The organism is Mesorhizobium sp. LSHC420B00 (genome assembly GCF_000503055.1).
Taxonomy (GTDB): domain Bacteria; phylum Pseudomonadota; class Alphaproteobacteria; order Rhizobiales; family Rhizobiaceae; genus Mesorhizobium.
In genome coordinates, this window is record NZ_AYVY01000013.1 from 79811 (window position 1) to 104674 (window position 24864).

Genomic DNA, 24864 nt, shown 5'->3' on the forward strand with positions numbered 1-24864 from the left:
CGGCTTTTGGCCGGGCGCTCCGAGTTGCCTGAGATTCTGAATTGTCTGGACGTGTTTAAGCGCCGCGCATCAGGCAGCCGGCGGCCAGCACGATGTAGGCGATGACGACAATCCACGCGGCATTCAAAGGGATAAACGCAAGAACGCCAAGCGCGGCGAGAACGCCGATGATGGCGATGACAAGGGATATGATGAAAATAAGCTGGGTAGGCGCACTGAGATTCATGTCCGGTCCCTCCTCAACATGATTCGTACAACGGCATACTATCAGTCGCGCGGTCACACACCAATGCGCGCGCAGCGGGGCTTGCCGGATCGGCCAGCAGTTTTATGGGAGTGGCCAGAACGGTGCCGCGAGTTCGATCACGAAGGGCAATCGCTTCAGACGAATGACAGTTTCCAAATTGTGGCGGAGACCACCAATTGTCGATGTCGCCGCCGCCCCTCATTGCCCTGCCGGGCATTTCTCCCCGTATAGTGACGGGGAGAAAGGGCTGGTCGCAACGTCGGCGCCTTTTCTTGCAGCGTCTGCGATTGGCGAAACCGGTGACGAGAGCGCCCTCTCCCCGTCACTAAACGGGGAGAGGATGCCGGCAGGCAGGTGAGGGGCAGCGCCAACGCCCTAAAGGGGTGAGGAGACGAATTCAAAACCTGAAGCGATTGCCCAGTTCCACCCTTCGCACCCCGTTTGCGCAAAGCCGATTCCGCGCTACCTTCCCGACGAATCGGAAGGGGCTGATGGCGATGGGATTGCTGGACCAGATACGCTCGATCTTCGACGGCGATCCCGGCGTGCGCAAGGTCGCAGACGATCCGGTGCTGTCGGCGGAACTGCTGATGCTGTTCCGCATGATCCTGGCCGACGGATCGGTCAGCGAAAGCGAAATGACAGCCTTCAGGCGTATCTGCCGGGAAGCCTTCGGCATTCCCGAAACCAGCATCGACAGCGTTATCGAATATCTCAACGAGTTCGGCTACGAGACCAACAGCTCGCAGGCCATCGCTCAGTTTCGCGACCTCGACATCGAACGGCGCAAGCTGCTCGCCCGCCATATGGCCGAGATCGCCAAGGCCGATTCGCAACTTGCCGGGAGCGAGATGCAGCTGTTACGCCGCACCCTCGACCTGCTCGAAATCAGCCCTGCCGATGTGGTAAAGCCGCAAGGCTGAGGCATCGGCTGACTACGATTGCTGACGTTCTGAGCGTCATTTTGTCTGAGCCGATGGTTGCATCCTGCTGCCCACTCGCAGCATCGACGCCTATCTCCGTTTCAAGATTACCGGAAGGGACTGTCAGGAGTCTGTGCGCGGGGCCGGTTTCATCATTGGTTGACGAACCCTTCGCCGAAGAGGACAGTGAACAGGATAAAAGTGCACTGTCACTGCTATTCCGCTACTCCGTCATAGATATAGGACGAGGTGCCGAGGTCAGGATCGGGGCCGACAGCCGGTATGCGCCCGCAATCTTTTGTTTTAAGTTAAACTATCCACTATTCTGACACCGTCGGCGCCAATTAGTTAATCACCTTATTCTATAGCATTGTCTACTATGATTATGTTGTCCGCGCCATCATAGACAAAGCTCTCCGGAGAAGGGCCGTGCTCAACTACTCTTGATATGCGAATCTCAGATCTGTCAGAGAATATAATGGAAACCCACTGGGAGTCGGTGACAACGTCAATAATATTGATAGACTCCATGTATGCTCGGATAGAGCATGAAATTTTGGTGTTTACTGCGATGGGAACCTCTCTCAAATGCGATCATGATACTGCCGTTTTGGTACTTAATGGATCGAAATTCTTTTCCAATGAGATTTTCCTTTAGGTAGTCCATATGACGTTTATCCTATCGCGTTCAGTTTGGAATATGTGCGAATTGATGTTCCCTTGAACTCGCCCCCCGGGAGATACCAAAAGTTGGCCCCGGTGTAAGGGTTCGAGATTGTCTGGCAGGACTTGAATTGCCCGGGTTTGTCGCGTTCATCATTCTCAGATTCGTCGTTTCCTTGGTCCGGCAGCTTTGCTCCGCGTTGCGTCAAGCGCTTCACTTCGTGCGGCATTCATGCAAGCCCGAATGCCAGGACAAGGAAGCCCATCGCTCCGAACCCCGGCGTGGATGACGATCCCGGCCCATGTGCTGCGACGCCGCTGGACGATGTAGGGCAGCAGCAACGTGATCGGCACAAGGGTCGACAGGACTTGCCAGGGGAAGGCAGCGTGGAACAGCAACCACATTATCCCGTTGACCAGCCACGCCCACCCCCCGAAGGCAACCTCTTGCCGCGGCAGTGCGACACCCCGCCAGACAAACTCTTCCCCAGCGATGTTCAGTGCAAAAAACGGCAGCCACGCGCCGAGAATCCAGTACCGCCCAGGACCTAGTGGCTCGAAAGCCATGAACGAGGGATGAAGAGTCTTCCCGTCTTGCAGCATCCGGAGCGCGGCGCTGATGCCGCCGGTCAGCACGCTGACAGCCGCCAGCCCTCCAACAGCCCATAGCCAGTCGCCGCCATTCATAGTGCGAAGCCACAGCCGCGCGCCCCACGGCACCAGCCTTCCTTGACGCCGCTCTCGATGCAATAGCAGGGCAGCCGTGAGAATCAGGGGGCCAAAAAGGATGATGCTTGCGGCCAAGAACCACATCACCACAGTCTCAGCCCCGCTAGCGGAGACAAACGCTGGGACGGCTACCCGCGTGACCAGGAACAGCAGCAGAGCACCCGCCCCGAACAGCGCAGCAGAGCCGCCCAGGCCCAGTGGAGGAGGCTCAGGCCCTTCGCGCGTTTCAGAACTGTTGGCTGTCAATAGCCGTTCTCCCGCCCGTGCGCCCAACGAATTAGCCGTGCCACGAAGCTGCTCACCCCTGTTCTTGCAGCCGTTTCGCAATTGCCCGATGCAAATCGGGAGCGGCGGCGACCAACGCCTTGGCGGCTTCGGATTGCGGGTGGTCGAGCACTTCGCTCGTCCTGCCGCGCTCGACGATCTTGCCGTCATGCATGACCATCACTTCGTCGGTGATGGCGCGGGCGACGGTCAGATCATGGGTGATGAACAGATAGGCGATGCCGAGCTTCTGGTTGAGCTCGGCGAACAGATCGAGGATCTGGGCGCGGATCGAGACATCGAGCGCCGAGACCGGCTCGTCGGCGACGACCAGCTTCGGTCGCGTGATGATGGCGCGGGCGATCGACAGGCGCTGACGCTGGCCGCCCGAAAACTCGTGCGGATATTTGTCCATGTCTTTAGGCGACAGGCCGACCTCGTGCAGCGCATGCGCCACCATCTCGCGCCGCGCGGCGGGCGCCGGCTTCTTCTCCAGCACATGCAGCGGCTCGGCCACCAATCTCTCGACCTTCTGGCGTGGGTCGAACGAACCATACGGGTCCTGGAACACGACCTGCATGTCGCGCCGCGCCGGCTTCAGCTCCGCCTCGCTCTTGCCGGTGAGGGTGTCGCCACGGAAGCGGATCGTACCGGCCGTCGGCTTGTCCAGCGCCAGGACCATGCGGGCGAGCGTCGACTTGCCGCAGCCGGAGCGCCCCACGAGCGCCACCGACTGGCCGGGCGCCATCGAGAAGGAGACATCGTCGACGGCGCGGATGGGAGCTGCCGGTTTCAACAGCGATATGCGCCGTCCGGGATAGTCCCGCGTTACGTTCGCTACCTGAAGCAGCGGTTTGGCTGATCCGCTGTCATGCGTGCGGGCTCGCGCCGGCAAATGCATCGAGGCCTGCGCCAGTTGGCGCGTGTAGGGGTGAAGCTGTTCGGATAGCGTGCGCGCGGTATCGCCGGCCTCCATCACCTCGCCATGGCGCAGGATGGTGATGCGGTCCGCCATCTCGGTCACCACTGCGAGGTCGTGCGAGATGAGCAGAAGACCCATGCGGTTTTCCGCTACGAGGTCGCGCAGCAGGTCGAGGATCTGCGCCTGCAGCACCACGTCGAGTGCGGTCGTCGGTTCGTCGGCGATCAGCAGCTTGGGCTTCAGCGCGCAGGCGATGGCGATGACGACGCGCTGGCGCTGGCCTCCGGACAGCTCATGCGGATAACGCGACAGCGGGAACTGCGCCGCCGGCAAGCCGACCCGGTCGAGCATTTTTCGCGCCCGTTGCTCGGCGTCCGCGCGGCTCGCCCTGGTGTGCCAGCGAATACCTTCGGCGACCTGCTCGCCGATGGTCTTGACCGGATTGAGCGCCGTCATCGGCTCCTGGAACACCATGCCGATGTCGTCGCCGCGCAGCGCGCACATCTGGTCCTCGCTCGCCGCCAGAATATCGATGCCGTCGAAGGTAACGCGTCCCGTGGCGCGTGCCGCCCAGGGCAAGAGCTGCATCACGGTGAGCGCCGTCATCGACTTGCCGGAGCCGGATTCGCCGACCAGCCCCATGACTTCGCCGGGCGCGACGGATAGCTCGACGTCCCTGAGGATGGGCGTGCCGCCGATGGTCAGCGACAGCTTCTCGATTTCGAGCAGGCTCATCGCTGCCGCCGCGACTTCGGGTCGAGAATGTCGGCAATGCCGTCGCCAAGCAGGTTCAGGCCAAGCACGGTGATGACGATCGCCATGCCCGGAAAGATCGCCATCCACGGCGCCACCACCATGCGGGTCTGGGCGTCGAACAGCATGCGGCCCCAGCTCGGCATCGGCGGCTGGGTGCCCAGCCCGACGTAGGAAAGCCCGGCTTCGGCCAGTATGCCCAGCGCGAACTGGATGGTGCCTTGCACCAGCAGCAGCGTGGCGATGTTGGGCAGCACATGTTCGATGCTGATCAGCGTCCTGCTTTTGCCGGCGGCGCGGGCGGCGAGGATGAATTCGCGCGGCCAGATCGCCAGGGCGCCGGCCCGGGCGACGCGCGCGAACACCGGGACGTTGAAGATGCCGATGGCGATGATGGCGTTGAACGCGCCCGGCCCGAAGATGGCGGTGATCATGATTGCCGAAAGCAGCGCCGGAAAGGCGAAGACCAGGTCGTTCAGCCGCATCAGCACGTCGTCGGCGATGCCGCCGCGCGCCGCGGCAAAGGCGCCGAGCGGCACGCCGATGCCCATGCCGATGCCGACCGCCACCAGCGCCACGGCGATCGAGTTGCGGGCGCCGACCATGATCATCGACAGGATGTCGCGACCGAAATGGTCGGTGCCGAACCAGTGCGCCAGCGATGGCGCCTGGGTCTTGTCGGAAATGACCAGCCTGGTGACATCGTAAGGCGTCCAGAAGAAGGAGAGGATCGCGACCGCAGCCACCAGCGCGGTGATGACGAAGCCGGCGAGGAACGAACGGTTTCGAAACGCCCTGGCCAGGATGCCGGCAAGGTTCTCGTCGGGGATGTCGATATGCAGCGTCATTGCCGGCCTCTCAGGCGCGGATCGACCACCGCATAGGAGAGATCGACAACGAAATTGACGACGATGACAGCGGCGACCAGCAGCATGACGACGCTCTCGACCACGATCAGGTCACGCTGGTTGATCGCCTGGAACACCAGCCGCCCGAGGCCGGGCAAATAGAAGACGTTTTCGATGATGATGGTGCCGGCAAGCAGGAAGGCGAATTGCAGGCCTAAAATGGTGACCACCGGGATCATGGCGTTGCGCAGCGCATGCCGCCACAAGACAAGGCGATAGGGCAGGCCCTTAGCGCGGGCGGTTCGGATGTAGTCCTCGTTCAGCACTTCGATCAGCGCCGAGCGGGTGACCCGGGCAAGGATAGCCGCCTGCGGCAGAGCGAGGGCGACCGCCGGCAGGAGCAGCGATTTCAGCGCCGGCCAGACGCCGGCGCTCCAGCCGGGAAAACCGCCGCCAGGCACCAGCCGCAGCCAGACGGCGAACAGATAGATCAGCATCAGCGCAAACCAGAAATTGGGCACGGCAACGCCAAGCTGGGCGGCGCCCATCGCGATCGTGTCGCCGGCCCGGCCGCGCCGGCTGGCGGAGAACAGCCCGACCGGGATGGCAATGACGGTGGACAGCGCCAGCGCCATCAGCGCCAGCGGCAGCGAGACGACGAGGCGCTCGCGGACCAGATCGATGACCGGCACCGAATAGGTGTAGGAACGGCCGAAATCGAGGCTCAGCAAGCCGCCGGCCCAATGCAGATAGCGCAGCACGACGGGAGCGTTGAGGCCCATCTGACTGCGCAGCAATTCGATCTGGTCGGCGCTGGCGTTCAGGCCAAGCATCAGCCGTGCCGGGTCGCCGGGAATGATCTCCAGCACGGCAAAGACCACCATCGAGGCCAGAACCAGCGTGACGACGGCGATGGCGAGGCGCTTGAGGAGGTAGGCGGTCATGGACGTTGAGGAACCGCTGTGTTGCCGGACGCAAAAACCGGGCGAAGCTTGCGTTCCCGCCCACCCCCCTCTGTCCTGCCGGACATCTCCCCCTCAAGGGGGGAGATTGGCAGTTTCCACGCTGACACTGTCCTTGCAACGCTAGTGGTTAGCGAAAGCGGCGATGAGGGCTCGATCTCCCCCCTTGAGGGGGAGATGTCCGGCAGGACAGAGGGGGGTGTGACGGAGTGCAACTTTCGCCCTTCTGTCAGCGGCTCAATCCGTCCACTTCACCTTGGTCAGGTCGTTGGCCTGGATGGGGGCGTTTTCCCATAGGCCCTGCAGTTTGGCGTCCCAGACGCCGACCTTCGGCAATTCGTAGAGGAAGCCGACCACGGCGTCATCGGCCAGAACCTTCTGCGCCTCGCCGAGCAGCGTCATGCGCTTGGCCTCGTCGGAGGTAAGGTTCAGCTCGTCGATGATCTTGTCGAAGGCCGGATTGTCGTAGTTGAAGTAATAGTCCTTGCGCGAATAGATATCGATGTCGTTGGGCTCGGTGTGGGAAACGATGGTCAGGTCGTAATCCTTCTTGGTGAAGACCTGATCAAGCCACTGCGCCCATTCGACAGGGATGATCTCGAGGTCGATGCCGATTTCGCGAAGCTCGGAGGCGATGATCTCGCCACCAAGCCGCGCATAGGAGGGCGGCGGCAGCTTCAGCGTCGCCTTGAAGCCATTCTCCAGGCCGGCTTCCTTCAGCAACTCCTTGGCCTTGTCCACATTGTGCGGATAGAGGCCGGTGAGGTCGACATAGGCCTTGCTGGCGGGCGACATGTGCGAGCCGATCGGCACGCCGAGGCCGGCCGAGGCGCCGTCGATGATCGCCTTGCGATCGAGCGCAAAGGAAATCGCCTGCCTGACCTGCAGCTTGTCGAAGGGCGGCTTCTTGTTGTTGATCGACAGGATGGTTTCGCCCTCGGTCGAGCCGATCACCACCTTGAAGCGCGGGTCGTCCTTGACCTGGGCGACACTGTCAGGATCGAAGAACGGAAAGGCCTGGATGTCGCCGGAAAGCAGCGCCGGAACGGCGGCGGCGGCGTCCGGAACGATGCGGAACTCGGCCTTGTCGAGGAACACCGGGGCGCCCCAGTAATTGTCCGACTTGACCAGCGTGATCGATGAGCCCTTGGCCCAGTTCTGGAACTTGAACGGGCCGGTGCCGATCGGTTTTTCCTTGTTGGTGTCGGCTGTCTCAGGCGCGACGATCACCGCGTCGCCCCAGCCCATATTGTAAAGGAACGAGCCTTGCGGGTTCTTCAGCGTGACCGTCACCGTCGCGGGATCGACGACCTCGACCTTGCCGATGGCGGCGAACAGGCCCTTTTGCGCGTTGACGGAATTGTCGGCGCGGGCACGATCGAGCGAGAATTTCACGTCGTCGGCGTTGAAGTCGCTGCCGTCATGGAATTTCACGCCTGTATGCAGCTTGAAAGTGTAGACCTTGCCGTCGTCGGAAATGCTCCAGCCTTCGGCGAGATCGGGCAGCACTTCGCCGTTCGGTCCGATGCGGGTCAGGCCCTCGAAGACATTGGCGTAGAGCACCTCGTCGATCGCAGCCGCGGCACCCGCGGTCGGATCGAGATGCGGGGGTTCGAGCGGAATGCCGATGACCAGGTCAGTTCGCGCGGCCATCGCCGAGGTTCCGGCGGCCAACGCCAGCGCCGCTGCGGCCAGAATGGTTTTCCACAATTTCATCGTGCAACTCCCCATATGCTAAAACACGTGCTGAAACCCGGCGGATAGAAGCGTGAATTCGCCGCCGAGTAAATTGCGTTTCGTACCGTCCGCCGCCGCCGGGAGGAATGTTTTTCCGCCCATGGCCGGATCATTGCGGGCCGGCCCCCCTCAGCAGAACGCCGAGGCCGATGGCCATCACCTTTGCCGAGTCCAACATATCGGCAATGCCGACCCATTCGTCGGGTCGGTGGGCAAGGTCGAGAATGCCCGGCCCATAAGCGATGCAGTCATAGATGTGGCCGATGCGGGCGACGTGTTTCTGGTCGTAGGTGCCGGGCGAGATCACGTAATCCGGCTCGCGGTCGAATATCTCCATGATGCCTTGCGCGACCGCCTTCACCACCGGTGCGTCGCGCTCGGTCATCAGCGGCAGCACTTCCATCAGATCGCGGATTTCGTAATCGAATTTCTTGCGCTCGCGCTTCAGCCGCTCGAGGATATCGATCACTTCGCTTTTGACCGTGCCGAGATCCTCTTCGAGCAGGAAACGGCGGTCGATGGTCAGCCGGCAGGAATCAGGCACGTTGGGCGAGGGCAGGCCGGGCCGGAAATCCTCCGTCTGGCCGCCATGGATCGAGTTGATGTTCATGGTCGAGCGTTTTGCGCCTTCGGGCACGACCGGCATGCGCGTCATTTTGCGGTCGAGCGCCGGAAACAATTCGTCCTCGAAGGCCCGCAGCACGGCGCCCATATGGCGTACCGCATTGTCGCCGAGGAACGGCATCGAGCCGTGCGCGATCTCGCCTTTGGTCTCGATCTCCGCCCACCAGACGCCGCGATGGCCGAGGCAGATGCGGTCCTTGTTGAGCGGCTCGGGAATGATGACGTGGTCGACCTTCGGCCTGGAGAAATAGCCGAGCTTCGCCAGATGCGCGACGCCGCCAAAGCCGCCGGACTCCTCGTCGACCGTCCCCGAAATCTCGATGGCGCCGGGAAAATCGGGAAAGACCTCCATGAAGGCTTCAGCGGCGATGATCGAGGCGGCAAGCCCACCTTTCATGTCGCAGGCACCGCGGCCATAGACCTTGCCATCCCTGACGATGCCGGCGAACGGATCGAGGCTCCAGCCGTCGCCGGGCTCGACCACGTCGATATGCGAATTGAAGTGCACGCAAGCACCCGGCGCGCGGCCATCGAAGCGGGCGACGACGTTGACGCGCGGATAACGGTCAGTGTCGCCGGGCGTGCCGTCGGCACGGATGAATTCGATCTCAAAACCGCGCTTCTTCAGCCGCGCGCCGATAAATTCGGCACACGGCTGATAGGCTTCGCCGGGCGGGTTGATGGTCGGAAAGCGGATCAGATCCGCGGCCAGCGCAACCAGATCATCGGCTCGGTCATCGATCGCCTTGAGGAGCCGTTCGTTCGGTTCGTTCATTCGGCGAATTGAGCAGCGGATGAGGCGGTTTTGCAAGCCCGATGGCGAATTGCGAGGCGATTGCGTGTCGTTACGGCAACTATTGCGGGAAATCGTTCAAATTCGCTGCTTTGGATTGGTGAAATCGTCAGGGAGTAGGTGTTAGCTCGCTGGCTTGCCATCAAAATGCTGGAGAACAGCGTGAGGGCAGGCAGGCAAGGGGCATCAAAGGGGTTTGATCGCATGAAAAACACTGTTCTCATGGCAGCAGCATTGGTAGCGATGCTGTTCGGTTCGTCGTTCGAGGGCCGGGCGGCCAGCCTGGTCGCGAACATTGATATTTCCTCACAGACGATGACGGTAAGATACGGGCTTTCGTATTACCGGTGGAGCGTTTCCACCGCCCGCAAAGGCTACATCACGCCGCGCGGCAGCTATCGTCCGCAGCGGACGGCCAGGATGTGGTATTCGCGCAAATACGATATGTCCCCGATGCCCTATTCGGTGTTCTTCCGCGGCGGCTATGCCATCCACGGCACCGGTGCCGTCCGGCAATTGGGGCGCCCGGCATCGCATGGCTGTGTGCGCCTCCACCCCAGCAACGCCGCGGCCTTCTATTCGATGGTGCGCAAAGCCGGCTTCGGCAACACGCGGATCCTGGTGACGAATTAGGCCTGTCACTGGGCCCGAAAATAAAAAACCCGCCGGAGCGGCAGGTTCGTCGGCGCCAAGTAGCACCATACAGTTAGTAGCATAGCTGCCGGCACAAAGCAAGAACAAAATACGTCAGTAGCGGAAAATGTTTGCTATGATTTCCGCTCAGGCGGCTTTGTCGCGCAATTTCAACGGCCGCCGCTTTCTGCGCTTGCTGATCTCCCAGCGCTTGTGGAACCACATCCACTGGCCAGGGTCTTCGCGCACCCAGCGCTCGACCACATCGTTGAGAAGCTGAGTGGTGGCGGGGACGTCGACATTGCCGCCTGCGGTGCGCGGCAAGGTGAGCTTGTCCTCGATTTCGAGCCGGAAACGATTGTTCGGCAAGCGCACGCAGCGCGCCGGGTAGACATCGCAATCGTAATGCCGGGCCAGCGTGCCTAGTACGCGGTTGCTCTCGCAGGGGCGGCCGAAGAATGTCGTCTCGAGCCCACCCGTGAATTTCTGGTCGACCAGCACGCCGATATTGCCGCCGTTCTCCAGGATAGCCGCAAGCGCGAACGAGGCGCCGGTCGAAGACGGCAGCAGCGATCCCATGCTCGAGCGGCGGGTCGAGAGGATGTAGTCGGCGAGGTAAGGGTTGTTGGGCGGGCGAAACAGCGCCGTGATGTTCATGCCGAAGGTGGCAGCAGCCACCGGCAGCAACTCGAAATTGCCGAGATGCCCGGTGAAGACGATATTCGGCTTGTCCTCGCCGGCGATGCGCACGAAATGCTCCACGCCCTTGACCTCGACACGGCCCGGCTTCGTCGCAGCAGGATCGTAGTCGAACAAAGCATCGAGGAAGATATATTCGGCCGCGAGGCGAGCCATGTTGCCCCACATGTCGGAGGCGATCGCCTCGATCTCTGTATCGCTCTTTTCCGGATAGGCCTTGCGCAGATTGTCGATCGCAACCTTGTGGCGCTGCACCCAAGGGCCGATGTGGCGGGCGGCGCTGTCGGCGAAATTGAGCGCCCTGTCGGGCGGCAGCAGGCGCAGCGCGGAGATGACGATCATCGCGACCCGCGCGACCAGCCAGTAGTTGAACCGTCGAAGCCGCCGGCCATGGCGGAATCCCAGGTCCCGGCTGATCTTCCTGAAAGTCTTGCCGACCATTCTCAGCCGACGCGCAGGATGATCTTGCCGAACACGTCGCGGCCTTCCATGCGCTTCAGTGCGGCATCGATGCCGTCGAAACCGACCTCGGTGTCGATCACCGGCACGACAAGACCCGCCGCCATCTTCTGCATGGCGTCGGCCATGTTTTCCATGCGGCAGCCGAACGAGCCGAGCAGCTTCAGCTGCTGCTGGAACAATTGCATCAAATTGATCTGCGTCGACACGCCGGAGGTCGAGCCGCAGGTGACGAGCCGTCCGCCGCGTTTCAGGCACAGCATCGAAGCGGCAAAGGTGTCGGCGCCGACATGCTCGAACACCACGTCAACGCCCCTCTTCTTCGTCAGCTTCCGCACGACGCCTTCGAAGCGGTCGTCGCGGTAATTGATGACGCGGTCGGCGCCGAGCGCCTTGGCCTTGTCGATCTTTTCGTTCGAGCCGACGGTGGTGATGACCGTGCAGCCCATCTTCTTGGCCAGCTGAATGGCGGCTGAGCCGATGCCGGAGCCGCCGGCATGGACCAGTATCGTCTCGCCGGGCTGCAGCCGGGCATTGTCGAACAGCATATGCTCGACCGTGCCGAAGGTAACCGGCGCCACCGCCGCGCCGATCTCGCTCACGCCGGGCGGCGCGGGGACCAGAAGGCGCGCCGGCAGGTTGATCTTTTCCTGCGCAAAGCCGTCGAGATGGAAGCCGTGCACGCCCGAAACATGCTCGCAGAGATTGTCGCGGCCTTCGCGGCAGGCGCGGCAAAGACCGCAGGTGCGGGCTCCATAGATCGACACCAATTGCCCGGGCACAAGGCTGGAAACGCCGGGGCCGACCGCCTCGACCTCGCCGGAAGCCTCGGCGCCGACGACCAGCGGCAGCTTGCGCTTGGCAAAAGCCATGCCGCGCCAGCCCCAGACGTCGATGTGGTTCAGCGCCACGGCCTTGATGCGCAGCGTCACCTCGCCGAGCGAAGGCGGCGGCGGTGGTGACAGGTCCACCGTTTCAAGCCGGCGATCCTCGATAAGTTGCAATGCGCGCATGCCAGATCCCAGGTTGCGCATGACCCGAGAACCGTTTCGGAAAGGACCATGCGCACGACAACAGTGCTAGAGCGGAACGGTCGCTTAGACCGGTTCCCGCGCCATGACAAGGCAGGTGTTCTGGCCGCCGAAGCCGAAGGAGTTCGACAGGACCGTGCCGACCTCGGCGTTGCGCTTGGTGTTCGGCACCACGTCGAGCACGATCGCCGGGTCGGGATTGTCGTAGTTGATGGTCGGCGGAATGACGCTTTCGCGCATCGTCATCAGCGAAAATGCAGCCTCGACGGCACCGGCTGCCGATAGGGTATGGCCGATCATCGACTTGTTCGACGAGACCGGCATTGACGAGATACGCTCGCCGAACACCGTCGACAGCGACAAATGCTCCATCTTGTCGTTTTCGGGCGTCGAGGTGCCATGGGCGTTGACATAATCGATCCCGTCCTCGCTCAGGCCGGCATCGGCAAGGGCGGCGCGCACCGCCGCGATCGCCGGCGAACCGTCCGGCTTGGAGCGGGTGCGATGGAAGTCGTCGGCCTTTTCGCCGCAGCCGCGCAATATGCCGAGAATGGTGGCGCCGCGGGCAAGTGCTGCCTCCAGCGATTCCAGCACAAGGGCGCCCGAGCCTTCGGCCAGCACGAAGCCGTCGCGATCCTTGGAGAACGGCTTGGATGCCTTTTCGGGGATGTCGTTATGGGTGGAGAGCGCCGACAGAAGCGAGAAGCGGATCAGCGCCTCCGCGGTTGCCGATCCGTCGGCGCCGATCGACAGCGCCCGGTCGCATTCGCCGCGGCGGATCGCCTCGACGCCGAGCTGGATCGCCGTGGCGCCCGAGGCGCAGGCGGTCGACAGCGTGATCGGCAGGCCGCGCGTGCCGAAACGATCGGCAAGCCGGTCGGCGATCGAACCGAACTGGGTGGTCTCGAAAATGTCGAGTTCCCTCAGGCCGCGCGCCACCCGCAGGAGCCTCTCTGCACCGGTATCGTGCGTGTCGGAATTGTAGAGCGAAAAGCGCTCGCTCCAGTCGAGTTCGACCGGCGGCGAAGCGAGGAAAAGCGGTCCGCCGAAATCGCCGGCATCGAGGCCTGCCTCAGACATCGCTTCCTGGGCCGCGGTTTCGGCAAGCTCATAGGTGAGGAGACTGGCGCCCTTGGAACTCGACGGCAGGAAATCGACCATGCCGGAGATGCGGGTGTTGAGATGATCGACCGGGAAGCGGGTGATCGGATGGATGCCGGACTTGCCGGATGTCAGCGCCGCCCAATTATCGGCCTTGCCGACACCGAGCGAGGTCACCACGCCGATGCCGGTGACGGCGACGATCGGCCTGCCCATGTGGTCGTTCAGATTGGCCATTTGTTGTCCAAAAACCTGTTTCTCTTGGAGCATCGGATCGCCCGAAAACCGCGTCACGTTTTCGGTCCGATGCTCTAGGCGGCTTTGATCAGCGCCATGCCCTCGAATTGGTGATAGCCGATCGCCGTTGCAAGGACGGTCTTCGGGACGCCGGCAAACGGTTTTTCGACTGTGGCGTCGAAGACAGGGTAGGCGGCCTCGCGGTCGACAGCCAGGGCCGCCAGCGCGACGGCGAAGGGGAACTGCGCTTCCTTCATGTGGCCGGTGAGCGTCGCAAAGCCGCGTGCGGCGATCGCCGGATTGGCCTCGAGCGCCGATTTCTCGGCGGCGGTCGCGGCATGGGCGCCCGAAGCGCCGGAGATCGCCAGCAACTCGCCGTCCGGCAATGCGGCTTGCTTCAGCAGCATGGCGATCTCTCCATCGAGTTCGCCCCGCCGGCGCCTGGCGCGACCGGACAGGACCGGGCCAAGTTCCGCATAGATCTTCCGGCCACGGCTTGTCGCGTGCTCGCGCTGCTCCAGGACGAGAAACGCGCCGCCGGATCCGGTCACCACGCCGCCGCCCTCGGCACCTTGCCTCTGCCAGACCGGCCGCCACGGACCGCGATGCAGGTAGCCGGCCAGTTCATAGCCGAGCAGCATGTCGGAATGTTCGGTCTGGAAAGCGCCGCCGACCAGTATATGCGTCGACTGACCGGAACGGATGCGCGCGGCCGCGGTCTCGACGGCGGCGACGCCCGCACCTTCCTCGCCCATGAAGGTGCGCGACGACCCCGTCACCTTGTGGACAATCGAGATGTTGCCGGCGAGCAGGTTGGAAAGCTGTGCCAGAAACAGCGTCGGGCGCAATTCCGTGGTCAGCTTCTCGTTGAGCAGCACGTCGCGGTCATTGCGGCTTTCCGATGCCGCGAGAATGGCCGCGTCGACCGCTTCGTCGCGCTCGCCGCCGCCGGCGGCCACCACCATGTCCATGGTCGCGCAGAGTTCGTCATTGCCCTTGATGCCGGCATCATCGAGCGCAAGGCCGGCCGCATAGGTGCCGAGCCTCTGCCAGGTCTCCATCTGCCGCTGGTCGCCACGCTTGGAGATCTGCAGGTTCCAGTCGACCTCCGGCAGCGGGTGGACTGTATAGGGCGAGAAGCGCGAGGCCTCCAGAACCGGCTCAAGGCGCGGCTGGACGAGCTTTTGCCAATGCGCATCCGGACCCTCGCCCAGCGACGAGACTAGGCCGATGCCTGATATGACGACGTCGTGGGGGTTCATGGGCGGCTGTTCGGGTGAAGGCGCGTCAAGCGCTGTGCTTACGTGGCGTTCTTGGCGGCGACGAGCGCGTCGATCTTGGCGCACAGGTTCTTCATGACGAAATAGTCGTCGGTCGACGCCTTGCCGTCATTGACCTCCTGCGTCCACTTTTCCAGCGGCACCTTGATGCCGAATTCCTTGTCGATGGCAAAGACGATGTCGAGGAAGTCGAGGCTGTCGATGCCGAGATCGTCGATGGTGTGGCTTTCGGGCGTGATCGTCTCGATGTCGATCTCGCTGGTGTCGGCGATAATCTTGGCGACTTTGTCGAACGTGGTGGACAAGGGCTTTTCCTTCGATTGCGGGCGGAATCTGTCCGCATGTGTTTTGGGCTGTCTAATCGGTTTTTCCGGGCAGGAAAAGGCCTGATGCGCCGGCGGCAACTGGGATTGCTGTTCTGGCAGAGCAATAGGGGTCGCTGGCAACTCCTCCCGGCGATATGCCGAAACCGTCCCATCTCTGGTCATTGCGTGTACCAATGTACCACGAAGATCTATGACCATAGAACGCGTGCAGACCGGGTGCGCCTGGAAAAACGATTGGTGAAGGTGCTCAAGGCCTTGGCTAAGCATGACGACATGAGCATGGGTGGGCGGCTGGCGCACCGCATCCGCTATGTTCGCGTTACGCCGGATTCGCGTGTCGGATTGTCGAGGTGGCCTGCCGACCGACCACTAACGGAGGCACGGAGGCGTCGATTACCTATGCGTTCACTGCCTGAGCCCGGCAGGAGCATCGTATCTGTCCGAACTGACGGAGGACGCGTTCGCGGACATGATCGAGGGATGGAAGCTCCATGTCGACGCTTGGCTGGTAGCGGTGAAAATCTGACGCCGGGTAACTTGAACGAATTGCCACCAACGGTGGAATGTTACCTTCGTCTCGTAGATGGGAACGAGCAAGTAGCGGACAAAGCGGTCGCTCAGTGAGTTTTCCTTCGTTCTGTGCCTTGATGGGACAATTCTTCGCCGCTGATCGGAGCAACACCCGTGGTCATGCATTCCTTCCACATCCACATCCCGGATGAACAGATCGAGTACCTCCAGCGTCGTATCCAAGCGACAAGATGGCCGTCGTCGATCTTCGCATACGGATGGGAGGACGGTACTGACGTTGATTTCCTCAGAAAGCTTTCACGTTACTGGGAATACGATTTCAGGTGGCGCGATCACGAAAAACGTCTGAACCTGTTGCCTCAGTTTAGGGTCACGATAGACGGGTGCGACATCCATTTCGTTCACCAGAAAGGAAAGGGGTCATCGCCCTTGCCGTTGATCCTCACTCATGGCTGGCCCGGCTCCTTCGCCGAGTTCGAGCATGTCATTCCGCTGCTCACGGAACCTGCCAAATACGGCGGGGATGCCGATGACGCCTTCGATGTCGTCGCACCGTCGCTTCCGGGTTTCGGCTTCTCGTCCCCGCCGCGTCAAGCCGGCGTTAGCTCAAAGCATGTCGCGAAGCTGTGGCGGGGGCTGATGCGCGAACTGGGATATGATCGCTTCGCCGCACAAGGTGGCGACATCGGCGCCGGCGTCTCGACCTGGCTCGCTCAGCTTTACCCGGAGGACCTTATCGGATTGCACCTGAATTACATTCCGGGCAGTTTCCGCCCGACCCTCGGTCGCGGCGACCCACCTGTCACGCCGGAGGAGAAGGCATTCCTCGACAGTGCGGCGAATTTCGTCGCGACGGAGGGGGCCTACGCTTTTCTGCAGGGGACCAAGCCCCAGACGCTAGCCTTTGCACTGACAGATTCCCCAATCGGGCTAGCCGCATGGATTGCCGAGAAGTTCCGCAGTTGGAGCGACTGCGAAGGCGAACTCGAACGCGCCATCCCTCTAGACACGCTGCTTACCGACATCTCGCTCTACTGGTTCGGTAACACGATCGAGGCCTCGCTCCGGATTTACAAAGAGAACCGGCTCTGCCCCCTGATCTTCGGGCCAAGGGAGCGAATAACACCGCCCCTCGGCGTTGCAGTCTTCCCCCGAGAGCTCCCTATGCCACCTCGCTCCTGGGTCGAACGAGTCTTCCGTGTCGAGCGCTGGACCGACATGCCGAAAGGAGGACATTTCGCGGCGATTGAGCAACCCGAACTCCTGGTCGAGGACATCCGGGCCTTTTTTCGGCCGCTGAGGCTCCGGCCGGCAAAGTAGAGGACGAAAACCTCGCCCGTTGTCACGGCTCGGAAGGCCTAATGAGACGTACCATCGCATTCGCTTTCGTTGAAAGCGCTCGTTGGTCCTGACTAAGGGTCAATGTCGACCTTGGACTCGATCAAGACCTCATCGCGGGTCGGAACCGGTATTCCGCTTAAGGTACCAAACGCTAGATTTCACTACTAGCGAACGCTTCAACCGGCTCCGGCGCAGTCAGAAAGTGACGCGGCCGAGTACTCGCAGGCCGTCGCCCTGCGGCTCGACGACCACCGCCTCGCCTTCACGCGGCGAGATCCCGGTCAATTCCTGGATGTTTTCGAGATGCGTGACCATGACCAGATTGTCGGAGCCGGAATAGCCGCGGATCTCGGCACGGATCGCGGCAATTTGGTCGGCCTTTTCCTTTTCGTCGGTCTTCAGCAGGTCAAGCGGTGCGAACGGCTCCGGCTCGCTTTCGAAAGCGATGCGGGCGGTCTCGAGGCAGCGGCAATAGCGGCTGGACAGCACGCGCTCGACCGGTGCGGCGCGGGCGCCAAACAGCGCGCCGATCTTGCGCGCCTGTTGCTTGCCGCGCTCAGAGAGATTGACCTGGGTCGCGCATTTGCCGAGGTCGAAATTGGCCGCATCGGTGGTGCCGGTGACCATGGCATGGCGAAGCAGGACCACATGCCCGCCGTCGCGGAGCAGCGCCCAGCCGGCTTCCGTCGCATGGGCTGTGGCGGAAACGGCAAGCAACAGCAGCGCCAGCACAAATCGAAGCATCAGACATCCTTTCGGGTGACCGGCAGGCAGGTCCCCGGTGACCGGCATATAGGGACGGCAAAGCCGGCTGAAAGACAAGCCGAGTGCAACCTGCGGCCGAGACGCCTATTTCTTCGCTATCTGCTTCTTCACCAGATCGATCTTGCGGTCGGTCAGCGGGATGGGGAGTGTGTAGCCGGCTTCGGTAAAGCCTTGCTTGGCGTTCTCGAAGAATTCGATCGCCTTTTGGTATTCGGCATTGCCGCCACCATAGCTGCCGCGGTTCCAGTGGACGTCGCCGAGATTGTTCTGCTCGAAGGCCCATTGCATCGGCTGGCCTTCGCGGGTGAAGACCTTGAGCGTCGCCTCGAAGGCGGCTTCGGCGTCGTCCAGATATCTGCCGGTCCGTTCGAGATTGCCGAGATTGATCAGGCTCATGCCGATGCCGTTCTGCGCGTTTGCCCAATCGACGGGGGAGGTCTCGAAGGTCAGCACCTGTAGCGCCGCCCGGCGCGCGGCGATAGAAGCGGCCAGTTTGCCGGGATCGGCCTCGCTCATGCTCAGCCATTGCAGCGCCGAGCCGAGGCCGGCCTGCGCCAGCGCCCATTGCCGCGGCGTCGTCTCGCGCTTGTATTCGCGCAGTGCATCGCGATAGGCCTCGATCGCGTCTTCGTAGTGCACCGGCTTGTCGGTCACGCCGCCGAGCAGTTGCAGCGTGTTGCCGAGATTATAGTGGGTCATCGCCCAGTCGAGCGGAAAGCCCTTCTTGGTATAGACGCGCCGTGCCGCCCGGTATGCGGCGGCCGATTGCTCAAGCCTGGCAGCATCGCGGGTGCGCTGGCCGAGCGTCTGGTAGATCGAGCCGAGATTGTTCTCAGCGGAAGCCCAATCCATCGGAAAGCGCTGGCGGGTGAAGATGGTCAGCGCATCGCCGTAGGCGGCAGCCGCCTCTTCGAGCAGGCCGGTGCCGAGATCGAAACGAGCAGCACTGCTCAGCGCGTTGCCGAGATTAAGGCGGCTGGTCGCCCAGGAGACCGGAAAGGTGGCGCGGGTGCGGATCTTGAGCGCAGCGCGAAAGGCATCGGCCGCTTCGTCGATTTTCGCCTTGTCGTTGCGTTGCGTGCCGAGAGACACCAGCGTGTTGCCCAGATTGTTCTGAAGCATCGCCCACTGAACGGGTGCTTTTTCGCGCGTGTACTCTTCAAGCGCCAGCCGGTAGGCAGTCTCGGCCTCGGTCAGGCGCTCGCCATTCGGTTCCCGTTCCGAAAGCGCATAAAGCGCAAGGCCGAGATTGTTTTGCGAGGCGGCCCAGTCCAGCGGGACTTTGTCCCGCGGACGCTTCTCCAGCGTGGCGCGCATCGCCACCACCGCCTCGTTCAGGCGTTTCGGGTCGCTCTCGCGCTCGCCGATCTTAAGCAGCACATTGGCCAGGTTGTTCTGGGCGGCGGCCCAGTTGAGGTCGTCCTTCTCGCGCTCGAACACGACAAGCGAATCGCGAAAGATCTTCGCTGCCTCTTCCAGCCGGTCGGTTTCGCGCTCGCGCTCGCCGATCGTCTGCAGCACCACCGCCATGTTGTTGCGGGTGATCGCCCAGTCGCGGTTCTGCTCGCCATTGGGGATGAAATTCAGGATGACGCGGTAGGCGTCGATGGCGCGCTGCAGCGCTTGCCTGTCGCCGGTGGCATTGCCATGGGCATTCAGCGCTTCCGCCTCCTGGTTCTTGTAGTTCCAGCGCAGTCTGTCGTCCCATTTCTCGACCAGCGAGAAGGCCTTGCCGTAATCGTTGGCGGCCGACAGATAGTCGAAGACCAGCGCCGAAGCGTCGGCGCGCCTGGTATAAATCGCCGCGTCGGCAAGACGTTTTTGCCTGACCAATTCCTCCGCCTGGTCGACGGCGCCGCTGGCCTGCTCGACCCGGCCCACCGCTTGGTCGAGGAAGTTGCGCGCGGTGACGATGGCGCCCTGGCCTATGGCCTTGTCGGCCGAGGCGACGAGGCGGCTTATCTCGGGGTCGTCGGTGCGCAGCGCGTCGCGCTCGGAAATCATCTTCTTCAGGCGCTCGGCCTGGGCGTCGAGCAGCTTTTGCAGGTCGGTGGGGTCTTCCGGCATCTTTTCGGTGCCGAGCGCCTTCAGCACGCCATAAAGCGCGTCGAGCGGCACGCCGTCCTGCAGCGAGGCCAGTTCCACCTGTGCCCGCTTGGGGTCCGGCAACTCGGCAATCGTCAGCAGCAATTGCCGCCGCTCGCCGGTGATCAGCCCGTCGTCGCCGGTCGGTTCCTGCGGTGCTACGCCGAAATAGAGCAGCCGGCGCAGGCTTTCATTGACCCATGGCCGCTGCTTTGCCTTGGTGTCGAGATAGACCTCCTCGGTCACCATGCGCATGACCGAGCCGAACTCCGTGCCCTTCATCGCCGCGAGATGGCGCAGAAGTGCCGCTGCGTAGGGGCTGTTTTCGCCGACGATACCGTCGAGTGCCGGCCGCCCCGGCTCGGCGGCAAAGCCGATCACCGTTCCCAGATTTTCCGTCGCGGTCGCGTCCGCCAGTGCCTTGGCGCCGCGCACCGGCTCCAGTCCGCCGGCGCCGATCGGCGAGGCCGAGGCCGTGGGCGTCCGGCGCAGCACCGCGTCCGCCGGAAACGGGTTGGTGCGGCAGGCATCGAGCAGCATGATCGTTACCGGCACGGTCGTCTTCAATTCGTCCATGACGGCGGAGATCGGCACCAGGGCCTGATCGGCGTCCTTCAATGAAGAAACGTCGGCGTCGACCGGCACCAGATAGTTTTCGCCGCCGGCCTCGATGCCGTGGCCGGAATAGTAGATCAAGGCGACGTCGGCGTCCTCGGCATCCTCGGCGAAACGCTCGAGATCACGCTTCAGCTTTGCCGCGTCGCGGTCGGTGACGCTGCGCGCGTCGAAGCCGAGATCGGTCAGCAACTTGGCGATGTCGCGGGCGTCGTTGGCGGGGTTGGGAAGAGCCGTTATGTGCCGGTATTTCGACTGGCCGACGATCAGCGCCACGCCCTTGAGGCTTGCTGGCTCCGCGGCATGAGTCGAGGTCACCACGAGACAGAGCAGGGCGGCGACGAAAGCCGTCAGCCACGCCTGCTTGAAGAAGTGCTGATTTCCGACAAGGCCCATTCGCCGCGTGTCCCCCGACAACCCTGTATAGCGCTGCCATCCAACCATGAGCAAATTCGGGCAAGATCCGAGCGGCCGGATTGTTGGCTGGTACATTCGCGAGGGAAGGGCGATTGCGCCGCGATCAGGGCTCGCCTATCACGGCAAAAATGTCTCCGCTTACCGAAACCGTCCTCTTCGTCTTCAGTCTCGTCGGGCTCGGCTATCTTGCCGGGTTGACCGGCTATTTGAAGCCGGCGAGCGGCGAGGGCGTATCCGAATTCGCCATCAACGTGGCAATGCCGCTTTTGCTGTTCCAGACCATGATAAAGGCGGATTTCCACGGCGTGGCGCCGTGGTCGCTGTGGGGCGCCTATTTCGCAGCGGTGGCGCTTACCTGGGCTGCCGGCCATCTGGTCATTACGCGCATCTTCGGACGAGACGCACGCGCCGGCGTCGTCGGCGGCGTGTCGTCGTCCTATTCCAATGTCGTCCTGCTCGGTGCTCCCTTCATCATCGGCGTGTTCGGCCCGGCCGGGTTCGAAGTGCTGTCGCTGCTGGTTTCCATTCACCTGCCGGTGATGATGATGGCCTCGATCATCCTGTTCGAAATGTTCGGCCGCGGCGGCAGCGAGCCTGTGCATCCGCTCCGCGTCATCACGAGCTTTCTCAGGAGGGTATTCATCAACCCGCTGATCATCGGCATACTGGCCGGGCTCGCGTGGCGCTTCACCGGTACGCCGCTGCCAGCGCTTGCGACGCGGTTGAGCGACGCGCTGGCCGGCACGGCCGCCCCGGTGGCGCTGTTTGCCATGGGGCTAAGCCTGCGCCATTTCGGTATTTCCGGCAATGTCCGCCCGGCGCTGGCGCTGTCGGCGCTGAAACTGTTCCTGATGCCAGCACTGGTTCTTTGCCTGGTCTGGCTGATCGGCCTGCCGCCATTGACCGCCAAAGTGGCGGTCATGGTTGCGGCGTTGCCGTCCGGCATCAATTCCTATCTCATTGCCGTGCAGTTCAACACCGGCCAGGCGCTGGCATCGAACCAGATGACCATCGCCACCGCCAGTGCGGTCGTGACCACTGCGTTTTGGCTGACAGTGGTCGTCCATATTTTTGGATAGGAGCCCGGCGGGATCGCTCTCGCTTTGGCTGGCCTAAACCCTATATGCCATCTTGTGATTGCTTGCGGGGCTTGCCCTGGGCTAAGAGCAGTGGCTCTAGCGATGCTATCGCGCACGTCCATTCACGAAATCAGCGACCGGCCCGCCAGGTGCCGAACGGAGGCGAGATCATGCTTCAGAAAACCAGCCATTTCATGCGGCAGGCCAATCTCATCAATGGCGAATGGGTGCAGGCCGATTCAGGCCAGACGGTCGACGTCAACAACCCTGCCACCGGCCTCAAGATCGGCACCGTGCCGAAGTCGGGCAAGGCCGAGACCCGCCGCGCCATCGAGGCCGCCGACGCTGCCTTCAAGACATGGCGCAAGACCACCGCGCTCGAACGCTCGAAGCTGTTGCGCAAGCTGCACGACGCGATGATGGACAATCAGGACGTGCTGGCCGAACTGCTGACCATCGAGCAGGGCAAGTCGCTGTTCGAATCGAAGGGCGAGATCGGCTCGGCCGCGTCCTACATATTGTGGTTCGCCGAAGAGGGCCGCCGCACCTATGGCGACGTCGTTCCGTCACCCTGGGCGGACCGCCGCATCCTGGTGACCAAGGAGTCGGTCGGCGTCATCGCCGCCATCACGCCATGGAATTTTCCATCCTCGATGCTGGCCCGCAAGCTCGGCCCGGCGCTTGCCGCCGGCTGCACGGCCGTGGTCAAGCCGGCGTCGCAGACGCCTTATTCCGGGCTTGCCTGGGGCGCGCTTGCCGAAGAAGTCGGCTTCCCCAAAGGCGTGATCAACATCCTGACCGGCGTCGCCGGCGAGATCGGCGACGAGATCTGTGCCAATCCGCTGGTCAAGAAGATCACCTTCACCGGCTCGACCGAGGTCGGCAAGATCCTGATCCAGAAGTCGTCGGTGACCGTCAAGAAAGTGTCGATGGAGCTCGGCGGCAATGCGCCGTTCATCGTTTTCGACGACGCCGATCTCGATCGGGCCGTCGCTGGCGCCATCACCGCCAAATACCGCAATTCCGGCCAGACCTGCGTCTGCACCAACCGCTTCCTGGTGCAGGCCGGCATCTATGACCGGTTCGTCGAAAAGCTGGCTACTGCGAGCAACGGGCTGAAGGTCGGTTCCGGCCTCGAAGACGGTGTCCAGCAGGGACCGCTGATCGATGAGAAGGCGGTGGAGAAGGTCGAGGAGCTGATTGCCGACGCTACTGCCAAAGGCGGCAAGATCGTCGCCGGCGGCAAGCGCCACGCGCTCGGCGGCTCGTTCTTCCAGCCGACGGTGATCGCCAATGCCACGCCGAAGATGCGCTTCATGAAGGAAGAAATCTTTGGCCCGGTGGCGCCGGTGTTCAAGTTCGAGACCGAGGAAGAGGCCGTAGGACTCGCCAACGATACCGAGTTCGGGCTGGCCGCCTATTTCTACACCGGCGATCTCGGCCGCGCCTTCCGGGTCATGGAAGGGTTGAAATACGGCATGGTCGGGGTCAATGAAGGGCTCATCACCACGCCTGAGGCGCCGTTCGGCGGCGTCAAGGAATCGGGCCTCGGCAAGGAAGGCGGCCATCAGGGCATCGAGGATTATCTCGACACCAAATATGTCTGCATCGGCGGACTTGGTCTCTAGAAGCCTCATACGGTAATACCGAAAACGATCCTGGGCCGCTTCGGAAAGGCCAGGCTGGCGTCGATCGAGCAACGAACTTGCGAGCATGGCGATGAAGGACGGCGAGGTTTTCGGCACGACGCAGGCGGGCGAGGAAGTCCGCCGTTTCACCATCCGTGGCGGCGGCCTTACCGCCAACATTATCGGCCTGGGCGCGATCATCCAGGATCTGCACCTGGCCGGGCACGAGGCGCCATTGGTGCTCGGGTATGATCGTTTCCAGTACTATGAGACGGATAAGGCCTTCTTCGGCACTGTCGTCGGGCGCTACGCCAACCGTATCCGCGACGGCCGCTTTACGCTTGCCGGCAAACGCTACCAGACCGAGCGCAATTTCCTCGAAAAGCATACGCTGCATGGCGGTTCGCAAGGTTTTTCGCGACGAGCCTGGGCGGTTTCGCTGCATGGCAGGGATTTTGTCACGCTGACCCTGCATGACCCCGACGGCACGATGGGCTTTCCCGGCGCGCTCGACGTGACCTGCACCTACCGGCTGAAGATCCCCGGCACGCTCAGCATCGAACTGACCGCCACCTGCGAGGAGCCGACGCTCTGCAACCTCACCCAGCATTCCTATTTCAACCTGGATGACGGCGGCGCCGGCGACATTCTCGACCACCGGCTGATGCTGAATGCCGGCGCCTATATTCCTGTCGACGCCGATTTGATTCCGACAGGCACGGTCAAGCCGGTCGACGGCACACCTTTCGACTTTCGCCAGGCGCGGCCGCTGCGCATGGAGACCGAGGGCGAACAGCTCCCCTACGACCAGAATTTCTGCCTTGCCTCGACGCGCGGGCCGCTGAAGCAGGCATCATGGGCGCAAGGCGCGAATTCCGGCGTCGAGATGGAGCTCTGGACCACCGAGCCGGGCGTGCAGCTCTATACCGGCCAGTATCTGGCGCCGTCTTCGCCTGGTTTGGGCGGCCGCCAGTACAAGCCTTTTTCAGGCTTCTGCCTGGAACCGCAAATCTGGCCGGATGCGCCCAACCGGCCGTATTTCCCGCAAGCCACGCTGTGGCCGGGCCAGATCTACCATCACGTGACGGAATACCGGTTTAGGCTGCCTTAGGGCATGACCCCCGGAAACCGGCATGGTTTTGCTGCGCTGACCTCCGGTTCGGAAAGGATCA

Annotated in this window: 20 protein-coding genes; 6 read left to right on the plus strand and 14 right to left on the minus strand. The window is 62.6% G+C overall.

What is annotated here, in order from left to right; all coding sequences use genetic code 11:
* Positions 1-55: 55 nt before the first annotated feature.
* Positions 56-226: a hypothetical protein gene (locus X760_RS74905; protein ID WP_023676480.1), complete on the minus strand. Its 171-nt coding sequence runs from the start codon at positions 224-226 to the stop codon at positions 56-58.
* Positions 227-738: 512 nt separating this feature from the next.
* Between X760_RS74905 and X760_RS58535 the strand changes: the two genes are divergently transcribed.
* Entirely contained in the window at positions 739-1170 is a 432-nt protein-coding gene (locus X760_RS58535; RefSeq protein ID WP_023719964.1) for a TerB family tellurite resistance protein, read from the plus strand.
* An 822-nt stretch (positions 1171-1992) separates the two neighbouring features.
* Here the strand turns inward: X760_RS58535 and X760_RS58540 are convergent.
* The 6 genes from X760_RS58540 to X760_RS58565 form a co-directional block, all read right to left on the minus strand.
* Entirely contained in the window at positions 1993-2808 is an 816-nt protein-coding gene (locus X760_RS58540) for a CPBP family intramembrane glutamic endopeptidase (RefSeq protein WP_023719966.1), read from the minus strand.
* Positions 2809-2860: 52 nt separating this feature from the next.
* Positions 2861-4483: a dipeptide ABC transporter ATP-binding protein gene (locus X760_RS58545; protein ID WP_023719967.1), complete on the minus strand. Its 1623-nt coding sequence runs from the start codon at positions 4481-4483 to the stop codon at positions 2861-2863.
* Positions 4480-5349: an ABC transporter permease gene (locus tag X760_RS58550; protein WP_023719968.1), complete on the minus strand. Its 870-nt coding sequence runs from the start codon at positions 5347-5349 to the stop codon at positions 4480-4482. Before X760_RS58550 ends, X760_RS58545 begins: the two co-directional genes overlap by 4 nt.
* Positions 5346-6293, minus strand: coding sequence for an ABC transporter permease (locus tag X760_RS58555; RefSeq protein WP_023719969.1), 948 nt, complete (start codon positions 6291-6293; stop codon positions 5346-5348). Before X760_RS58555 ends, X760_RS58550 begins: the two co-directional genes overlap by 4 nt.
* A gap of 255 nt (positions 6294-6548) precedes the next feature.
* Positions 6549-8027, minus strand: a complete 1479-nt coding sequence (locus tag X760_RS58560; protein ID WP_023719970.1) for an ABC transporter substrate-binding protein — start codon at positions 8025-8027, stop codon at positions 6549-6551.
* Between the two features lie 130 nt (positions 8028-8157).
* The gene (locus X760_RS58565) at positions 8158-9447 is read right to left on the minus strand and encodes an acetylornithine deacetylase/succinyl-diaminopimelate desuccinylase family protein (RefSeq protein WP_023719971.1); all 1290 of its coding nucleotides are present in this window, start codon (positions 9445-9447) and stop codon (positions 8158-8160) included.
* Between the two features lie 222 nt (positions 9448-9669).
* Here X760_RS58565 and X760_RS58570 point away from each other — a divergent pair, with 222 nt between their 5' ends.
* A complete protein-coding gene (locus X760_RS58570) occupies positions 9670-10098 on the plus strand; it encodes a L,D-transpeptidase (RefSeq protein WP_023719972.1) in 429 nt (142 codons plus the stop codon).
* Between the two features lie 147 nt (positions 10099-10245).
* On the opposite strand, the gene X760_RS58575 is transcribed toward X760_RS58570, so the two are convergent.
* The 5 genes from X760_RS58575 to X760_RS58595 all read right to left on the minus strand — a co-directional run bounded on the left by X760_RS58575 (position 10246) and on the right by X760_RS58595 (position 15210).
* Positions 10246-11238, minus strand: a complete 993-nt coding sequence (locus X760_RS58575) for a lipid A biosynthesis lauroyl acyltransferase (RefSeq protein ID WP_031194290.1) — start codon at positions 11236-11238, stop codon at positions 10246-10248.
* A 2-nt stretch (positions 11239-11240) separates the two neighbouring features.
* On the minus strand, positions 11241-12269 hold the full coding sequence (locus X760_RS58580) for a zinc-binding dehydrogenase (RefSeq protein ID WP_023719974.1): 1029 nt from the start codon (positions 12267-12269) through the stop codon (positions 11241-11243).
* Positions 12270-12353: 84 nt separating this feature from the next.
* On the minus strand, positions 12354-13625 hold the full coding sequence (locus tag X760_RS58585) for a beta-ketoacyl-ACP synthase (RefSeq protein WP_023719975.1): 1272 nt from the start codon (positions 13623-13625) through the stop codon (positions 12354-12356).
* Between the two features lie 74 nt (positions 13626-13699).
* On the minus strand, positions 13700-14887 hold the full coding sequence (locus X760_RS58590; protein ID WP_023719976.1) for a beta-ketoacyl-ACP synthase: 1188 nt from the start codon (positions 14885-14887) through the stop codon (positions 13700-13702).
* 38 nt (positions 14888-14925) lie between these two features.
* Positions 14926-15210 carry an acyl carrier protein gene (locus X760_RS58595; RefSeq protein ID WP_023719977.1) on the minus strand — a complete coding sequence of 95 codons (285 nt, stop codon included), beginning with the start codon at positions 15208-15210 and terminating at the stop codon, positions 14926-14928.
* Positions 15211-15921: 711 nt separating this feature from the next.
* Between X760_RS58595 and X760_RS58600 the strand changes: the two genes are divergently transcribed.
* On the plus strand, positions 15922-17082 hold the full coding sequence (locus X760_RS58600; protein WP_036245003.1) for an epoxide hydrolase family protein: 1161 nt from the start codon (positions 15922-15924) through the stop codon (positions 17080-17082).
* Positions 17083-17298: 216 nt separating this feature from the next.
* On the opposite strand, the gene X760_RS58605 is transcribed toward X760_RS58600, so the two are convergent.
* Both X760_RS58605 and X760_RS58610 read right to left on the minus strand, forming a co-directional pair.
* On the minus strand, positions 17299-17847 hold the full coding sequence (locus X760_RS58605; protein WP_023719979.1) for a histidine phosphatase family protein: 549 nt from the start codon (positions 17845-17847) through the stop codon (positions 17299-17301).
* Positions 17848-17952: 105 nt separating this feature from the next.
* Positions 17953-20964: a caspase domain-containing protein gene (locus tag X760_RS58610; RefSeq protein ID WP_023719980.1), complete on the minus strand. Its 3012-nt coding sequence runs from the start codon at positions 20962-20964 to the stop codon at positions 17953-17955.
* Positions 20965-21113: 149 nt separating this feature from the next.
* Between X760_RS58610 and X760_RS58615 the strand changes: the two genes are divergently transcribed.
* From X760_RS58615 to X760_RS58625, 3 genes are all read left to right on the plus strand, one after another.
* The gene (locus X760_RS58615) at positions 21114-22064 is read left to right on the plus strand and encodes an AEC family transporter (RefSeq protein WP_023719981.1); all 951 of its coding nucleotides are present in this window, start codon (positions 21114-21116) and stop codon (positions 22062-22064) included.
* A 170-nt stretch (positions 22065-22234) separates the two neighbouring features.
* Positions 22235-23692, plus strand: a complete 1458-nt coding sequence (locus X760_RS58620) for an NAD-dependent succinate-semialdehyde dehydrogenase (RefSeq protein WP_023719982.1) — start codon at positions 22235-22237, stop codon at positions 23690-23692.
* Positions 23693-23777: 85 nt separating this feature from the next.
* The gene (locus X760_RS58625) at positions 23778-24803 is read left to right on the plus strand and encodes an aldose epimerase family protein (RefSeq protein WP_023719983.1); all 1026 of its coding nucleotides are present in this window, start codon (positions 23778-23780) and stop codon (positions 24801-24803) included.
* Positions 24804-24864 lie beyond the last annotated feature (61 nt).

What these genes read in the sequence shown, in the direction of transcription:
- X760_RS58610 (WP_023719980.1), bottom strand. Translation starts at nt 20,964, where the DNA reads ATGGGCCTTGTCGGAAATCAGCACTTCTTCAAGCAGGCGTGGCTGACG.
- X760_RS58550 (WP_023719968.1), bottom strand. Translation starts at nt 5,349, where the DNA reads ATGACGCTGCATATCGACATCCCCGACGAGAACCTTGCCGGCATCCTG.
- X760_RS58560 (WP_023719970.1), bottom strand. Translation starts at nt 8,027, where the DNA reads ATGAAATTGTGGAAAACCATTCTGGCCGCAGCGGCGCTGGCGTTGGCC.
- X760_RS58535 (WP_023719964.1), top strand. Translation starts at nt 739, where the DNA reads ATGGCGATGGGATTGCTGGACCAGATACGCTCGATCTTCGACGGCGAT.
- X760_RS58580 (WP_023719974.1), bottom strand. Translation starts at nt 12,269, where the DNA reads ATGCGCGCATTGCAACTTATCGAGGATCGCCGGCTTGAAACGGTGGAC.
- X760_RS58575 (WP_031194290.1), bottom strand. Translation starts at nt 11,238, where the DNA reads ATGGTCGGCAAGACTTTCAGGAAGATCAGCCGGGACCTGGGATTCCGC.
- X760_RS58570 (WP_023719972.1), top strand. Translation starts at nt 9,670, where the DNA reads ATGAAAAACACTGTTCTCATGGCAGCAGCATTGGTAGCGATGCTGTTC.
- X760_RS58605 (WP_023719979.1), bottom strand. Translation starts at nt 17,847, where the DNA reads ATGCTTCGATTTGTGCTGGCGCTGCTGTTGCTTGCCGTTTCCGCCACA.
- X760_RS58625 (WP_023719983.1), top strand. Translation starts at nt 23,778, where the DNA reads ATGGCGATGAAGGACGGCGAGGTTTTCGGCACGACGCAGGCGGGCGAG.
- X760_RS58615 (WP_023719981.1), top strand. Translation starts at nt 21,114, where the DNA reads ATGTCTCCGCTTACCGAAACCGTCCTCTTCGTCTTCAGTCTCGTCGGG.
- X760_RS58590 (WP_023719976.1), bottom strand. Translation starts at nt 14,887, where the DNA reads ATGAACCCCCACGACGTCGTCATATCAGGCATCGGCCTAGTCTCGTCG.
- X760_RS58620 (WP_023719982.1), top strand. Translation starts at nt 22,235, where the DNA reads ATGCTTCAGAAAACCAGCCATTTCATGCGGCAGGCCAATCTCATCAAT.
- X760_RS74905 (WP_023676480.1), bottom strand. Translation starts at nt 226, where the DNA reads ATGAATCTCAGTGCGCCTACCCAGCTTATTTTCATCATATCCCTTGTC.
- X760_RS58545 (WP_023719967.1), bottom strand. Translation starts at nt 4,483, where the DNA reads ATGAGCCTGCTCGAAATCGAGAAGCTGTCGCTGACCATCGGCGGCACG.
- X760_RS58565 (WP_023719971.1), bottom strand. Translation starts at nt 9,447, where the DNA reads ATGAACGAACCGAACGAACGGCTCCTCAAGGCGATCGATGACCGAGCC.
- X760_RS58555 (WP_023719969.1), bottom strand. Translation starts at nt 6,293, where the DNA reads ATGACCGCCTACCTCCTCAAGCGCCTCGCCATCGCCGTCGTCACGCTG.
- X760_RS58600 (WP_036245003.1), top strand. Translation starts at nt 15,922, where the DNA reads ATGCATTCCTTCCACATCCACATCCCGGATGAACAGATCGAGTACCTC.
- X760_RS58585 (WP_023719975.1), bottom strand. Translation starts at nt 13,625, where the DNA reads ATGGCCAATCTGAACGACCACATGGGCAGGCCGATCGTCGCCGTCACC.